The sequence below is a fragment of the Caenimonas aquaedulcis genome (assembly GCF_015831345.1).
Lineage (GTDB): Bacteria > Pseudomonadota > Gammaproteobacteria > Burkholderiales > Burkholderiaceae_C > Ramlibacter > Ramlibacter aquaedulcis.
Window position 1 is genome coordinate 4,138,074 of the sequence record NZ_JADWYS010000001.1, and the last position, 15,247, is coordinate 4,153,320.

Annotated in this window: 15 protein-coding genes; 10 read left to right on the plus strand and 5 right to left on the minus strand. The window is 69.5% G+C overall.

The annotated features are described in order from the left end of the window. Positions 1-18: 18 nt before the first annotated feature. Positions 19-1,353 (minus strand): NAD(P)/FAD-dependent oxidoreductase, encoded by a 1,335-nt coding sequence (locus I5803_RS20005; RefSeq protein WP_196988068.1) that lies wholly within the window; start codon positions 1,351-1,353, stop codon positions 19-21. 50 nt (positions 1,354-1,403) lie between these two features. On the opposite strand from I5803_RS20005, the gene I5803_RS20010 reads away from it, so the two are divergent. From I5803_RS20010 to I5803_RS22350, 5 genes are all read left to right on the plus strand, one after another. Then, entirely contained in the window at positions 1,404-2,423 is a 1,020-nt protein-coding gene (locus I5803_RS20010; protein WP_196988069.1) for a methionine synthase, read from the plus strand. Beyond that, positions 2,423-3,574 (plus strand): serine hydrolase domain-containing protein, encoded by a 1,152-nt coding sequence (locus I5803_RS20015; RefSeq protein ID WP_231402476.1) that lies wholly within the window; start codon positions 2,423-2,425, stop codon positions 3,572-3,574. Before I5803_RS20010 ends, I5803_RS20015 begins: the two co-directional genes overlap by 1 nt. A gap of 27 nt (positions 3,575-3,601) precedes the next feature. Continuing rightward, entirely contained in the window at positions 3,602-4,132 is a 531-nt protein-coding gene (locus I5803_RS20020) for a cupin domain-containing protein (RefSeq protein WP_196988070.1), read from the plus strand. Beyond that, a complete protein-coding gene (locus I5803_RS20025; protein WP_354001693.1) occupies positions 4,129-4,581 on the plus strand; it encodes a response regulator in 453 nt (150 codons plus the stop codon). Before I5803_RS20020 ends, I5803_RS20025 begins: the two co-directional genes overlap by 4 nt. Before the next feature lie 90 nt (positions 4,582-4,671). Continuing rightward, positions 4,672-5,112: a hypothetical protein gene (locus I5803_RS22350; RefSeq protein WP_196988071.1), complete on the plus strand. Its 441-nt coding sequence runs from the start codon at positions 4,672-4,674 to the stop codon at positions 5,110-5,112. On the opposite strand, the gene I5803_RS20035 is transcribed toward I5803_RS22350, so the two are convergent. Further along, complete coding sequence (locus tag I5803_RS20035; RefSeq protein WP_196988072.1) at positions 5,109-6,146, minus strand: NADP-dependent oxidoreductase; 1,038 nt, start codon at positions 6,144-6,146, stop codon at positions 5,109-5,111. The genes I5803_RS22350 and I5803_RS20035 overlap by 4 nt on opposite strands. 191 nt (positions 6,147-6,337) lie before the next feature. Between I5803_RS20035 and egtB the strand changes: the two genes are divergently transcribed. The 5 genes from egtB to I5803_RS20060 are packed head-to-tail and all read left to right on the plus strand — an operon-like array spanning position 6,338 to position 11,016. Beyond that, complete coding sequence (gene egtB / locus I5803_RS20040) at positions 6,338-7,603, plus strand: ergothioneine biosynthesis protein EgtB (protein WP_196988073.1); 1,266 nt, start codon at positions 6,338-6,340, stop codon at positions 7,601-7,603. An 8-nt stretch (positions 7,604-7,611) separates the two neighbouring features. Continuing rightward, entirely contained in the window at positions 7,612-8,595 is a 984-nt protein-coding gene (gene egtD / locus I5803_RS20045) for an L-histidine N(alpha)-methyltransferase (protein ID WP_196988636.1), read from the plus strand. Positions 8,596-8,599: 4 nt separating this feature from the next. Continuing rightward, complete coding sequence (locus I5803_RS20050; protein WP_196988074.1) at positions 8,600-8,881, plus strand: DUF427 domain-containing protein; 282 nt, start codon at positions 8,600-8,602, stop codon at positions 8,879-8,881. Positions 8,882-8,899: 18 nt separating this feature from the next. Next, on the plus strand, positions 8,900-10,291 hold the full coding sequence (locus tag I5803_RS20055; RefSeq protein WP_196988075.1) for a mercuric reductase: 1,392 nt from the start codon (positions 8,900-8,902) through the stop codon (positions 10,289-10,291). Beyond that, a complete protein-coding gene (locus I5803_RS20060; RefSeq protein WP_196988076.1) occupies positions 10,288-11,016 on the plus strand; it encodes a 2OG-Fe dioxygenase family protein in 729 nt (242 codons plus the stop codon). The genes I5803_RS20055 and I5803_RS20060 overlap by 4 nt, the downstream gene beginning before the upstream one ends. 3 nt (positions 11,017-11,019) lie before the next feature. Here the strand turns inward: I5803_RS20060 and I5803_RS20065 are convergent, their stop codons facing one another. The 3 genes from I5803_RS20065 to I5803_RS20075 are packed head-to-tail and all read right to left on the minus strand — an operon-like array spanning position 11,020 to position 15,231. After that, positions 11,020-13,809, minus strand: coding sequence for a PAS-domain containing protein (locus I5803_RS20065; RefSeq protein ID WP_196988077.1), 2,790 nt, complete (start codon positions 13,807-13,809; stop codon positions 11,020-11,022). Further along, on the minus strand, positions 13,806-14,564 hold the full coding sequence (locus I5803_RS20070) for an SDR family NAD(P)-dependent oxidoreductase (protein WP_196988078.1): 759 nt from the start codon (positions 14,562-14,564) through the stop codon (positions 13,806-13,808). The genes I5803_RS20065 and I5803_RS20070 overlap by 4 nt, the downstream gene beginning before the upstream one ends. 16 nt (positions 14,565-14,580) lie before the next feature. Next, positions 14,581-15,231, minus strand: a complete 651-nt coding sequence (locus I5803_RS20075) for an RluA family pseudouridine synthase (protein WP_196988079.1) — start codon at positions 15,229-15,231, stop codon at positions 14,581-14,583. Positions 15,232-15,247 lie beyond the last annotated feature (16 nt).

The window sequence follows — 15,247 nt, forward strand, 5'->3', positions numbered from 1 at the left end:
AAGGCGGGCTGCTTCTTCCTACATGCGCGGCCGTTGCGCGATGTCGCTGATGACGCGCGCATAGCGCTGCTTGCTCCAGTAGGCCGAGGCCCAGTCGATCAGCACGACGAGGCGGTTGCGAAACCCGATGAGGAAGTAGATGTGGGCGAACAGCCAGAACAGCCAGGCGAAGTAGCCGCTGAACTTGAAGTGGCCCAGGGGCGAGGCGAGGTCCACCACGGCGGCGTTGCGGCCGATGGTGGCCAGGTTGCCGTAATCGCGGTAACGGAAGGGACGCGTCGGCTGTCCCGCGATGCGGCGCAGGATGTTCGCCGCCGCGGCGCGCCCCATCTGCTTGGCCGCGGGCGACACCCCGGGCACCGGCCGGGGCTCGAGACCCGGCGCGAAACTCCGTGCGGCGGCGAGATCCCCGATCACGCTGATCTCCGCATGGCCGGGCAAGCCGAGGTCCGGCTCGACCACGACGCGCCCGGCCCGGTCCGTGGTGGCGCCCGTCGCCTGCGCCAGCTGGCGGCCGAGTGCGGAGGCCGCGACGCCGGCGGCCCACACCACGCAGCGGGTGTGGATGGTCTGCGCGGCGTGTGGCCCGTCCACGCCCTGCACCTCCACGGTCCGGCCGTCGATCGCCACGACCCGCGCCCCCAGCCGCACCTCCACGCCGAGTTTTTCCAGCTGTTCCTTCGCCCGCGCGCTCAAGTCTTCCGGCATCGCCTGCAGCACGCGCGGCCCGCCTTCCAGCAGCAGGATGCGCGCGGCCGATGGGTCGATGCGCCGGAACTCGCCCGCCAGCGTGTGATGCGCGATTTCCGCGAGCGTGCCCGCCATCTCCACGCCGGTCGGCCCGCCGCCGACGACGACGAAGGTGAGCCATGCGGCGCGCAGCGCGGGGTCCGGTTCCTTTTCCGCCGCCTCGAAGGCGAGCAGGATCCGGCGGCGGATCTCGAACGCATCGTCCAGCGTCTTCAATCCCGGCGCGAACGGCGCCCAGTCGTCGCGGCCGAAATAGCTGTGCGTCGCGCCGGCGGCGACGATGAGGTGGTCGTACGGCACGGGCGGGCCTTCCTCCAGCTTGACGAGCCGGGCCTGCGTGTCGATGGCGGTGACGTCGCCCAGCAGCGTCGTGACGTTGGCCTGCTTGCGAAAGAGGTGGCGCGCCGGCGCCGCGATCGCGGGTGCCGAGAGGCCGGCGGTCGCCACCTGGTACAGCAGCGGCTGGAAGAGATGATGGTTGGTGCGTTCGACGAGCGTGATGTCCACGGCGGCGGATTTCAGCGCCCGCGTCGCTTCCAGGCCGCCGAAGCCGCAGCCGATGACGACGATGCGCGGCCGCGCCGCATTGGGGTTGATGGGCATGTGCCGATGATACGCAGCGGGCACAATGCCCAGGCAAAGGAGCGACGTTCATGTTCCCCACCACCATCGCGGGCAGCCTGCCCAAGCCGGCCTGGCTGGCCGAGACGCAGAAACTCTGGCCCCAGTGGAAATCGCAGGGCGAGGAATTGCGGCAGGCGAAGGCCGACGCCACGCTGCTGTGGATCAAGGCGCAGGAAGATGCCGGCCTGGACATCGTCACCGACGGCGAGCAGTCCCGCCAGCATTTCGTGCACGGCTTCCTCGAGCAGGTCGAGGGCATCGACTTCGAGCACAAGGTGAAGATGGGCATCCGCGACAACCGCTACGACGCGATGGTGCCGCAGGTTGTCGCGCCGCTGCGGCTCAAGGGCCGCGTGCATGCCTTCGAGGCGCAGCTCGCGCGGGCGCACACGAAGCGCAAGCTGAAGTTCACCATGCCCGGGCCGATGACCATCGTGGATACGGTGGCGGACCGGTTCTACGGCGACAAGGTGAAGATGGCCTTCGCCTTCGCGGAACTGCTCAACCAGGAGGCGCTGGCGCTGCAGGCCGACGGCGTGGACATCATCCAGTTCGACGAGCCCGCCTTCAACGTCTACATGAAGGACGCCGCCGACTGGGGCGTGAAGGCGCTCGAGCGCGCCGCGCAGGGCCTCACCTGCACGACCGCCGTGCACATCTGCTACGGCTACGGCATCCAGGCGAACGTGGACTGGAAGAAGACGCTGGGCGACGAATGGAAGCAGTACGAACAGGTGTTCCCCGCGCTCGCGAAGAGCTCGATCGGCCAGGTGAGCCTGGAGTGCTATCACTCGCACGTGCCGCCGCACCTCATGAAGCTGCTCGAGGGAAAGGACGTGATGGTCGGCGTGATCGACGTGTCGAGCGACGAGATCGAGACGCCCGAGCAGGTGGCCGACACCATCGGCGCCGCGCTCGAGTTCGTGCCGAAGCAGCGCCTCTTTCCCTGCACGAATTGCGGCCTGGCGCCCATGAGCCGCGAAGTCGCTCTGAAGAAGCTCGAGGCGCTGGGCCTCGGCGCCGCGCTCGCGCGCAAGAGGTACGCGTGATGGGACGCCTGAATCGCGCGGGCCTTGCGCGCATGCAGGACGTGCTGCAGTCCCATATCGATGCGCGCCGCATTCCCGGCGCCGTCGCCGTGGTGGCGCTCGGTGGCCATGTGGAATATCTCGGATCGCTCGGCCAGCGCGATGCGGCCGCCGGCGACGCGATGAAGGACGACGCGATCTTCCGCATCTATTCGATGACCAAGCCGCTCGTGTCGCTCGCCGCGCTCATGCAGGCGGAGGAGGGCGGGCTGCAGCTGGGCGACCCGGTGTCGAAGTACCTGCCCGAGTTCTCCGACCTGCAGGTCGCGGTGGAGGAGGGCGGTGTGATCCGCCGCCTCGACGCCGCGCGCCGCGAGCCGACCGTGCATGACCTGCTGCGCCATACCGCCGGATTCACCTACGAATTCCTCGGGTCGAGCGCCGTGCAGCGTAAGTACGAGTCCGCGGACATCACCAACCGCTCGCGGACGAACGCCGAGTTCTGCAAGGTACTCGCCGCGCTGCCGCTCGCGCACCAGCCGGGCAGTTGCTGGGAGTACAGCCGCGCGACCGACGTGCTGGGCGCGGTGGTCGAGGTGGTGGACGGCCGTCCGCTGGGTGAGTCCCTGCGCCGCCGCATCTTCGACCCGCTGGGGATGAAGGACACGCATTTCGCGACGCCGCCATCCGAATGGCACCGCCTGGCGGAGCCCTTTGCCGAAGACCCGGACACCGGCAAGCCCGTGGTCATGCTGGATGCGAAGGAGGTGCCCGCCTACGAGTCGGGCGGCGGTGGCCTGATGTCGACCGCGGGGGACTACACGCGCTTCCTGCAGCTCATGCGCAACCGCGGATCCCTCGATGGCACGCGGCTCGTCTCCCGCAAGACCGTGGAGTGGATGACGTCCGATCACCTGGGGACCATCGCGGCCAACGGGGAACTGCTGCTGCCCGGCTATGGTTTCGGCCTGGGCTTCGCCGTGCGGCTGGCCGCCGGCCTCGCGCCGCAGCCCGGCTCGCCCGGGCAGTACTTCTGGAGCGGGATCGGCGGCACCTCCTTTTTCGTCGATCCGGCCGAGGACCTGTTCGCGATGCTGCTCACGCAGGCGCCCAACCAGCGCATCTACTTTCGCAACCTGTTTCGCCACCTCGTTTACGCGGCGCTGGATTGATCGCCCGCGAAGTGCTAACTTTGGGCCATGAGCCAAGATCACCCCTCCTCCTGGCATGACCACCCGAACGACGGGCCGCACGACCACGGCGGCGGCGTCCCGCCCTGGAAGCTCGATGGCGTGCGGGTGATCCCCGGCAACCAGCTGGATGCCAACACGGCGCAGACCCCGGGCATGGACCGCAAGGCGGCGATCAATTTCGCGCGCGTCGGCGCGCAGAAGCTCTGGGCGGGGACGGTGACGATCCACGCCAATGCCAAGACCGGCGCGCACCACCACGGCCACCTGGAAAGCGTCATCTACATCGTGAAGGGCCGCGCGCGCATGCGCTGGGGCGAGCACCTCGAATTCACCGCGGAGGCAGGCCCCGGGGACTTCATCTACGTGCCCCCGTATGTGCCGCACCAGGAGATCAACGCGAGCCCCACCGAGCAGCTCGAGTGCGTGCTGTGCCGCAGCGACGGCGAGGCCGTGGCGGTCAACCTCGACATCGAACCCGCCGAGAAGCCCGAGCAGGTGCTCTGGGTGGACCCGACGCACCCGAAGGGCGGCGTGTGAAAGCCGCCGACATCGCCATCCTGCTGGTGGAGGACAACCCCGACCATCGCGAGCTCATCGTGATGGCGCTGCGCGAAGTCTGCGACGAGTCGCGCATCGTCACCGCCGCCGACGGGAGCGACGCGCTGGACTACCTCTTCGGGCGCGGCGTGCACAAGGACGTGGACGCGCGCAAGCAGCCCCGTCTCGTCATTCTCGACCTGAAGCTCACCAAGGTGCACGGCCTGGACGTGCTCAAGGAGATGCGCGCAAGCCCGATCACGCAGTGGACGCCGGTGGTGATGCTGTCGGCTTCCACCGAGAAGGCCGAGCTCGACGCCTGTTACGAAGCGGGAGCCAACAGCGTGGTGCGCAAGACGCTGGATTTCGAGGACCTCAAGCGCAAGATGCGGCAGGTCTACGGCTTCTGGGTCATGGTGAACGAGGCCAATCGCAACTCGCGTGTCTGAGCGCTTCGGCCGCGGCTACACAGCAATGCCCGCTTACCGCTGTCACAAGCGTGTGCTGACAACGGGCAGGCTGCCGGGCTAAATCCTGCCATGAACCCATCAACGGACAACGACTGGGCCGAGCAGGCGGCAGCCGGGCCGGTGGAGCCGCCCCCCACGCCCCGGCAGGCGCTGGCGCCCACGGTTGCGGTGCTCGCGGTCGCGGTCGCCGCGGTGGCGGCTGCGGTCATGACGCACCGCGCCGATGCGCCGGCTCCCGCCGCGACACTCGCCGCTGCAACGCCTGCAAAGCTTTCGGTGGTGACGGCCCCGCCCCTGTCGCGGCCCGGCGCGCAGGCCATGGGCGGCACGGCGGTGTGCGCCACGTGCGGCGTGGTCGAGTCCGTTGCCGTCGCCGCCCCGGGCAAGGCCTTTCGCATGCGCATCCGCATGGATGACGGCAGCGTTCGCACGGTCGAGCAGCGCGGCGCGCTGCCCGCCGGTTCGCGCGTCGCGATCAGCGGCGACGCGCTGAAGCTGATCCCGGGTTAATCGGCCGCGACCTGCAGCACGAGCTTGCCGAAGTTCTCGCCCTTGAAGAGCTTGTTCAGCGCTTCCGGGAAAGTCTCGAGGCCCTGCACGACGTCTTCACGGCTCTTCATGCGCCCCTCGCGCAGGTAGCCCGCGAGCTCGGCCACGGCCACGGGAAAGCGGTCCGCATAGTCGAACACCACCATGCCCTGCATGCGCGCGCGGTTGACGAGGAGCGACAGGTAGTTCTTCGGTCCCTGCACCGGAGTCGTGTTGTTGTACTGGCTGATCGCGCCGCAGATGATGATGCGCGCGCCCCGCGCGAGACGCGCGAGCACGTCGTCGAGGATGTCGCCGCCCACGTTGTCGAAATAGATGTCGACGCCCTTGGGGCAATGTTCCTTCAGCGCGGCCTTCACGTTGCCGGCCTTGTAGTCGATGCAGGCGTCGAAGCCGAGCTCATTGACCACCCACTCGCACTTGGCCGGGCCGCCCGCGATCCCGACGACGCGGCAGCCCTTGATCTTCGCGAGCTGGCCCACCGTCTGGCCGACCGCGCCGGCCGCGCCGGACACCACAACGGTTTCGCCGGCCTTCGGCTCGCCGATGTCGAGCAGGCCGAAGTAGCCCGTCATGCCGGGCATGCCCAGCACGTTGAGCCATTGGCCCGGCGTGCCCAGGCGCGAATCGATCTTGAAGAGGCTTACGCGCTTGAACTGGTCCTCGGGGATCGTCATGTACTCCTGCACGCCCAGCGCAGCGGAGACGAGGTCGCCGACCGCGAATTTCGGGTTGCGCGAGGCGACCACCTTGCCGATGCCGCCGGCGCGCATCACCTCGCCGATGCCCACCGGCGCGATGTAGCTCTTCGCGTCGTTCATCCAGCCGCGCATAGCCGGGTCCAGCGAAAGGGACAGCGTCTTCACCAGCACGCCGCTCTCGGGCGGCTGGGCGACGGGTTCCGTGGTGAAGGACCAGTTCTCGCGCGTGGGCAAGCCGACCGGGCGCTGGGCCAGGCGGACCTGGTGGTTGGTGGTGGAGGCGATGGCGTTCATGGGGAGACTCCTGGAGCAGCGGCCCATGGTAGCGGCCGCCCCGGCGCGCGCCGGTAGCGAAAGTGACAGGCGAAGTGAAAGAAAAACACGCCTGCCACGACATGTCAGGAGGGGCGCGCGGCGGTGTCCCGCAAGGCCCACGGATTCATGTCCTTGTGCTGTAATGAATTTGGAGATTGGAGCCCAAGCCTATGCCCGTGACTGCGCTGTCCGCCTCGCCGGACTGCCGTGCCGATGAGTGGCGCGATTCCCTCAAAAACCGTCTGGCCGAAGTGCGTGCGCACACGCTGGCGCTTGCCGCCCCGTTGTCCGCGGAGGACCAGTGCGTGCAGTCCATGCCTGACTGCAGCCCGACCAAATGGCACCTGGCGCACACCAGCTGGTTCTTCGAAGCGGTGATCCTCGCTGCGCACCAGCCGGGCTACGTCCCCTTCAACCCGCGCTATTTCCACCTCTTCAATTCCTACTACGAATCGCTCGGCCCGCGGCATCCGCGTCCGCAGCGCGGCTTGCTCACGCGCCCCTCGCACGATGAGATCCTGGCGTACCGGCGCCACGTGGATGCCGCCATGTCCCGGTTCATCGGCGAGTCGCGCGGCGCCGCCTGGCAGGCCGCCGCGCCGCTGGTGGAACTCGGCCTGAACCACGAGCAGCAGCACCAGGAACTCATCCTCACGGACATCCTGCATGCGCTGTCCTGCAATCCCCTGCTGCCGGCCTACCAGCCGGCCCCTGCGCGGGCCCTGCACCTGGCGACGCCCCTGCCGGCGCTGCAGTGGCTGGACGCCCCGGGCGGAACGGTGGAGGTGGGGCACGGCAGCGACGCATTCGCCTTCGACAACGAAACACCGCGGCATCGCGTGCTGCTCGCGCCGTACCGCATCGCCAACCGGCTGGTGACCTGCGGCGACTTCGCGGAGTTCATCGCCGACGGCGGCTACGAGACGGCGTCGCTCTGGCTGTCGGACGGCTGGGCGGCCGTGCAGGCCGGCGGCTGGAAGGCGCCGGCCTACTGGATCGCGCCCGGCGACGTGCGCGCGCCGGTCTCGCATTGGCAGGTGTTCGGCCTGCACGGCGCGCAGGCGCTCGATGCGGCGGCGCCCGTGACGCAGCTCAGCTTCTACGAAGCCGCGGCCTATGCCGAATGGGCCGGCGCGAGGTTGCCGACCGAATTCGAATGGGAAGCCGCATGGGAGCTGCCCGGCATCACGCAGATGACGGGGCATGCGTGGCAGTGGACGCGCTCCTCCTACGACCCGTACCCGGGTTTCCGGCCCTTCGCGGGCGCGGTGGGCGAATACAACGGCAAGTTCATGGTGGGCCAGCAGGTGCTGCGCGGCGGCAGCCTCGCGACACCGGCGGGCCATGCCCGGCCCACCTACCGCAATTTCTTCCCGCCGGGTGCACGGTGGCAATTCAGCGGGCTGCGCCTCGCGAAGGAGGCCGGCGCATGCTGACGCGTTCGATGATCGAAGTGCAATCCAGCCATGCCGCGGAGGCGGGCAATGACGAGCGGGTGTCGCCCGCGGGCGAGTTCGCGCACGACCTGGCACGCGCGCTGGCCAACCGGCCGCGCAGCATTTCACCCAAATACTTCTACGACGCGGAGGGCTCGCGCCTGTTCGACCGCATCTGCGAGCTGCCGGAGTACTACCCGACCCGCACCGAGCTCGGCATCCTCGCGCGGCACGCGCCCGACATCGCGGCGCACATGGGGCCGCAGGCGGAGATCGTCGAATTCGGCGCCGGTTCGCTGCGCAAGGTGCGGCTGCTGCTGGACGCGATGGACCGGCCCGCGCGTTACCTGCCCATCGACATTTCGGGCGAACACCTCGCGCACTCCGCGGCGCTGCTGCAGCGCGACTACCCGGGCCTCGAAGTGCGGCCCGTCGCCGCCGATTACACCCAGCGCCTGCTGCTGCCCGCGCAACCGCCCGACGCGGGTCGGCGCGTCGGGTTTTTCCCCGGCTCCACGATCGGCAATTTCGCGCCGGAGGAAGCGCTGCATTTCCTCACGTCCGCGGCGCAGGTCCTGCGCGGCGGCGCCTTGCTGATCGGCGCGGATCTCGTCAAGGACCCGGCGGTGCTGCACGCCGCGTACAACGATTCGCAAGGCGTCACTGCGGCGTTCAACCTCAACCTGCTGGCGCGCGCGAACCGCGAGCTCGGCACGCGCTTCGACCTCGCCCAGTTCGCGCACGGCGCGTTCTACAACGCGCCGCACCGGCGCATCGAGATGCATCTCGTCAGCCGCAAGCGGCAGCGCGTGGCGCTCGGCGGTGAGTGGTACGAGTTCGAGGAAGGCGACAGCCTGCATACCGAGAACTCGCACAAGTTCACGATCGACTCGCTGCGCGCGCTGGCGTCGCGCGCCGGGTTCAGGCCTGGCCCGGTGTGGACGGACCCCGACCATCTTTTCAGCGTGCACTGGCTGCACGCACCGGAGTGAACGCATGAAAGCAACCTGGAACGGCACCGTCGTGGCCGAGAGCGACGACACCGTGGTGGTGGAAGGCAACCATTACTTCCCCGCGAGTTCGCTCAAGCGCGAGTTCACCACCTTCAGCAACCATCACACCACCTGCCCGTGGAAGGGCGAGGCGAGCTATTACTCGCTGCTGGTGAACGGCGAGATGAATGCCGACGCCGTCTGGTATTACCCGACGCCCAAACCGGAAGCGGAGATGGTCAGGGACCGCGTCGCATTCTGGAAGGGCGTGAAGGTCGCCCCCTAGCTTTTCGAGGAGAGTCCCATGGTCCAGCCATTGGAAGTCGACGCGGCGATCGTCGGCTCGGGACAAGCCGCGCCCTCGCTGGCCGTGGCGCTCGCGCAGCGCGGCGAGCGTGTCGTGCTGATCGAGGGCGCGGAGGTGGGCGGCACCTGCGTCAACAACGGCTGCACGCCGACGAAGACCCTGCGCAAGAGCGCGCGCGTGGCGCACATGGCCCGGCGCGCCGCGGAATTCGGCGTGCACGTCGGCGCGGTGGAGGTCGATTTTGCGGCGGCGATGGATCGCATGCAGCTGCGCGTGGATGCGGCGCGCGGCTCGCTGGAAAGCTGGATCGCCGGCGAACGCCACATCACGCTGCTGCGCGCCTGGGGCTCTTTCGTGGGCCGCAGCGGCGACTGGTTCGAGTTGCTGGCGGGGGAGCAGCCGGTGCGGGCGAAGCGGGTGTACCTCAACACCGGCACGCGCGCCTTCATCCCGTCGATCCCGGGCCTCGACGCCGTCGCCCACCTGGACAACGTGTCGCTCCTGAAGCTGCGCGAGCGGCCGCGGCACCTGGTCGTCATCGGCGGCAGCTACATCGGGCTGGAGATGGGGCAGATCTTCCGGCGGCTCGGCTGCGAGGTGACCGTCATCGAAACCGGGTCGCGGATCACCAGCCGCGAGGACGCGGAGGTCTCGGCGTGCATCGCGTCGTTCCTGGCGGAAGAGGGCATCACCGTATTGGCCGGCGCTCCCGTCACGAGGGCCGACAAGGCCGGCGAGGGCATCGTCCTGCAGGTCGGGGAGCGGCGCGTCGAAGGCTCGCACCTGCTGGTCGCGACGGGGCGCCTGCCCAATACCGAGCGGCTGAACCTCGACGCGGTGGGCGTGGAGAAGGACGCGCGCGGCTTCGTTCCGACCAACGGGCGGCTGGAGACGAACGTGCCGGGGATCTGGGCGCTGGGCGACATCAACAAGCGGGGCGCGTTCACGCATACGAGCTACCACGACCATGAGATCGTCCTGGCGAACCACGACGGCGGGCATCGCAGCGCGGACGACCGCATCATGGCCTACGCGATGTTCACCGACCCGCCGCTCGGCCGCGTCGGGATGTCCGAGGCGGAGGCGCGCGCGAGCGGCAAGCGCATCCTGGAGGCGGCCTTCGACATGAAGGACGTGAGCCGCGCGAAGGAGGAGAGCGAGACCGCGGGCCTCGTGAAGTTGCTCGTCGACGCCGATACGGACCGATTCGTCGGCGCGGCGATGGTCGGCATCCACGCCGACGAGATCATCCAGGTGATCAGTCATTTCATGGCCACGGGCGCGAGCTGGCGGGTGATGAAGGAAGCATTGCCCATCCATCCGACCGTGGCGGAATTCCTGCCCACCATCCTGGGCAGGCTCCGGCCGCTTGATATGCTCGCCGCATGATCCTCACGCCTGCCTACACCTACCCCGACCAGGTGCCGGTGCTGCTGCGGCAGCAGGGCTACGCGATGCTCAGCCCGTCGGCGGTCGCGCACCTGGCCGGCTGCGACCTCGCGCAGCTGATGGCGCTGCGCCCCTCCTGGGACCGGCTCGCATCGGACAACTACCTCAAGGACGGGGGCCATTACCGCAAGCGGCGGCACTCGTGTTTCGTCGTCGACGGCGATGCGGTGACGCAGGCCCCTCACCGCGCGCACTGGCAGCCCGTGGAATACAACGCGCTGCACGGCGGTATGGAGCGCTGGTTCGAACCGATGGAGCCGCAGGTGGTGGCTGCGCCGGCCTGGCACGGCCTGCTGCGCGCGCTGGCGCGGATCTCGTCCACGCTCAAAGGGAACACGCCATGGTTCGTGGAGGCGCACCAGTTCCGCATCGACACCGAGGGCGGCATCGGCAGGCCGACGCCCGAAGGCGCGCATCGCGACGGCGTGGACCTCGTCGCGGTGTTCCTCGTGGCGCGGGAAAACATCAAGGGCGGCGAGACGCGTGTCTTCGAGGCGCAAGGACCGGCGGGCCAGCGCTTCACCCTCACCGAGCCCTGGAGCCTGCTGCTGCTGGACGACGAGCGCGTCATCCATGAATCGACGCCCATCCAGCCGGTGGGCGAGCAGGCGCACCGCGACACGCTGGTGATCACCTTGCGCGCGGGCGGCTTCCAGGGCGCCTGAGCGCTACCAGGAAGCAGCCGCGCCGAGGAAATCGGCGAGCGCGCTCTCGAGCTCTCCCAGGCGGGCCTGAACGTCGTTCATGCGGCCGTCCGCGGCCAGCGCCTCGAGCGCTTTCGCGAGGTCGGCCAGCGACTTCGCCCCGAGCGTGCCGGCGGACCCCTTGAGCGAATGCAGGTGGCGGTGCAAGGCCTTCGCGTCCTGCGCGGCGAGGGCTTCGCTCGCTTTCGTGAGCAGGGCAGGGCCATGCTGGCGGAAGGATGCGAGGACGACCGCCAGCAGTTCCTCGTCGCCGCTCAACTGCTCCAGCGCCGCCGCGCGGCTGAACGGCGCGCGACTTGCGGGCGCTTCGGGGGAGGGAGTCGGAGCCGCCACGGGCGTGCCGGAAGCCCAGCGCGCGATGGCGTCCGCAAGTTTCGCTTCGTCGATCGGCTTGGAAAGGAAGTCGTTCATCCCGTGGGCCAGGCAGCGCTCGCGTTCGTCGGCCGTCGCGTTCGCGGTGAGCGCGATGATGGGCAGCGTGTGTCCCGCTTCCCGCAACCGGGTCGTCGCCTCGTAGCCGTCGAGGCGCGGCATGCGGCAGTCCATGAACACGATGTCGATGCCGCCGCGCTCCACCGCGGCCACGGCCTGCTGGCCGTCCTCGACGGTCGTCACGTCGTGGTAGCCGGCCAGCGCGAGCATGCCCTGCGCGACGAGCTGGTTCGTCGGGTTGTCCTCGGCCAGGAGGATGCGCAGCGCCCGGCCCGTTGGGGGCTCCAGCGGCCGGGCCGCGGCCGGCAGCGACTGGGCGGCAGCCGCCGCGGCCAGGGGAAGGTCGCATGTGAAGGTGGAGCCCCGTCCCTCGCTGCTGTCGAGGCGGACGCTGCCGCCCATCTGCTCGCACAGGCGCTTGACGATCGCGAGGCCCAGTCCGGTGCCGCCGTACTTGCGCGTGGTCGAGGTGTCGGCCTGCGTGAAGCGGTCGAACAGCTTGTGCTGCACGGCGGCCGGGATGCCCACGCCGGTGTCGCTCACCGTGAAGCGCAGCATGGCGCCTGACCCGGCGCGCGCCACCCCGAGTGCGACGCCGCCGGCAGCGGTGAACTTCAGCGCGTTCGACAGGAAGTTGTTGAGGATCTGGCGCAGCCGCCCCGAATCGCCCGTCACCTGGGCCGGCACGCCGGGCGCGATGTCGAGCGAGAAGGCCAGATCCTTCTCGCGCGCGGAGAGGCGGTACAGCTGCCCGACCTCGCCGAGCAGCGCGTGCAGGTCGAAGGACACTTCCTCGAGCTCCAGCTTTCCCGCCTCGATCTTGCCGAGGTCCAGCAGGTCGTTGATGAGGCCCAGCAGCGACGACGCGCTGGTGTTCGCGAGCTCCGCATACTGGCGCTGGCGCGGCGTGAGGTTCTCGGAGAGCAGCATGCGCGTCATGCCGATCACGCCGTTGAGCGGCGTGCGGATCTCGTGGCTCACGTTGTGCAGGAAGTCGGTCTTGGCGCGGTTGGCTTCCTCGGCCGCGAGCCGCGCCTGTTCGAGCTCGGCATCGATGGCCTTGCGCGCGCTGATGTCCTGGTTGGTTCCCGTCATCTGCAGCGCACGGCCCTGCGCATCGCGCTGCGTGACCTTGCCTTCGCTGCGGATCCACCAGGTGCTGCCGTCGTCGCGCGTCACGCGGTGCTCGACCGAGTAGGTGTCCCGCGTGCCTTTCAGGACGGCACCGAACGCCTGCGACACGAGTTCCTGCTCTTCGGGCGGGACGCGCGCCATCAGGGCCTGCAGCGTCGTCACCATCGATTCCTTGGCGCCGCCCAGCATCTCGGACCAGTTCGCGGACAGGTACAGCTTGCCGCTTGCCACATGGAGGTCCCACAGGGCGAGCCGCGACGCATCGAGGGCGCGGGCCTGCCGCTCCTCGCTCTCGCGCAGCGCGAGTTCGGCAGCCTTGGCCGGCGAGACGTCGATGTAGGTGTTGACGAACCCGCCACCCGGCATCGGCGCGCCGCGGATTTCCAGCGTGGCACCGCCGGGCCGCGTGCGCTGCGTGTGGTGGGGCGCCGGATCGCGCGCCCATTTCACGATGTCGCCGACGATCGTGTCGACATCGCCCGGCCCGAACTCGCCCCGCTGCGCGTTGTAGCGGATGAAGTCCTCGAAGCGCGGCTCGGAAGACGAGAACAGGCTTTCCGGAAAATCGAGCAGCTGCGGGAATTGCCGGTTGTGGGCCGTCAGCCGCAGTCCCGCGTCGAACACGGCCACGCCGCAGGGAATGTTCTCCAGCACGCTGGACAGCAGTTCGACCACCGTCAGGTCGTGGTTGCGCTCGCGCCGCGTCAGCGCCCACTGCACCACCACCGCGAGATCGGCCAGGTTCCGGCGTTGCGAAGGGCTCAGCTCGCGCGGTTCGCGGTCGATGACGCACAGCGAGCCGACGCGCTCGCCCGTGGGCATGACGATGGGGGCGCCGGCATAGAAGCGGATGTTCGGGTCGCCCGTGACGAGCGGGTTCTCCCGGAAGCGCGCGTCCGTCGTCGCGTCGCCGATCTCCATCACCTCGTCGCCGCGGATGGTGTGGTCGCAGAACGCGACGGCACGCGGGGTCTCGGGCGTGCCTTCCAGGCCCAGGTTGGCCTTGAACCATTGGCGGTCCGTATCGATCAGGCTCACCAGCGCGATGGGGGTGCCGCAGATGGAGGCGGCGATGCGCACCAGCGCGTCGAACACCGGCTCGGGCGGCGTGTCCAGCACGTTGAGCAGGCGCAGCCGCGAAAGGCGGCGCTGCTCGAAATCGGTGGGAGCCGGGACGGTGCCGCTCATGGGTCGCGCACGTCCGCCACGGGTTGGGTGCCGAAGTCGGGCCGCGCGAGGAAGGCGATGATGCGCGCGGCGGCGTCGGCCGGTGCGCTCAGCATGCCCTTGTCCTTCATGCCGACGAAATTGCCGAGGTCCGGGAACTGGCTGGCGTCCGCGCTGCGCAGGTGGACCTGCATGTCCGTGTCGATCACGCCCGGGGCGAGCGAGACGATCTTCGCGCCGTTCTTGCGTGCCGCCTCTTCGAGCGCCACGCATCGCGTGAAGTGGTCCATGCCGGCCTTGCCCGTGCAGTACGCGGCCTGCGATCCCATGGGGCGGCGTCCGAGGCCGGACGAGATGTTGAGCACCTTGCGGGCCGCGGCCCACGCCTGCGTGCCCCGCAGGAACGAGGACGTGAGCAGCATAGGCGCTTCGAGGTTGATGCGCAGCGACTCCGCCAGTTCGGCGCCGGTGAGGGCGGACACGGGCGCGATGCGCGGCACCATGCCGGCGTTGTTGATGAGGGTCGCGGATGCGAACTGCGCCGCGTCCTGCGAGGCGAGCCAGGTGTCCAGCAGCGCCCCGGCCGTCTCCGCGCGCGCGAGGTCCTGCGGCCACTGCTCGCAGCGGCGGCCGAGCGATTCGGCCTGCGAGGCGAGCGTGTCGCTGGTCTTGCGCGAGATGCACAGGAGGTCGTGGCCCGCCGCGAGCTGCTGCTGCGCGATGGCCAGGCCCATGCCGCGCGAGGCCCCGGTGATGATCGTGAGGTGTCGGTCCATGGGGTGATCGTAGCCGTCAGAACGCGGGACTGCAGGAAAGCGCGACACGCGAGCCGGTGTCGGGGTGCGTGAACTGCAGCGAGGTGGCGTGCAGCAGCAGGCGCGGGGCGAGCGACTGGACCTCCGGCGGCGCGTAGAGCGCATCGCCGAGGATGGGGTGCCCGACGGCCTGCAGGTGCACCCGCAGCTGGTGCGTGCGTCCGGTGAGCGGGGCGAGTTCGAGGCGCGTGGTGCCAGCCGCAGCCTCGAGGACGCGCCAGCGTGTCCGGCTGGGCTTGCCGGCGGCCGCATCCACGATCCGCAGCGGCCGTCGCGGCCAGTCGGCGGCGATCGGCAGGTCGATGAGGGCCCAGCCGTCCGCGGTCTGCGCCGGTTGCCGCAGGTCGCCGGCCACGACCGCCTCGTATCGCTTGTCCACCTGTCCCTGCGCGAAGGCATGCGACAGCGCCCGTTGCATCGCCGCCCCGCGCGCCATGAGAAAGAGTCCGGAAGTCGCCATGTCCAGGCGGTGCACGACCAGTGCGCCGGGAAACGCGGCCTGCGCCCGCGCCGACAGGCAGTCCTGTTTGCCGGGGCCGCGCCCGGGCACGCTCAGGAGCCCGGCCGGTTTGTCGAAGGCGAGCAGGTGCGCGTCCTCGTGCAGGACGCGCAGCAGGGGCTCAACCATGGGTGTCGCTCGATAA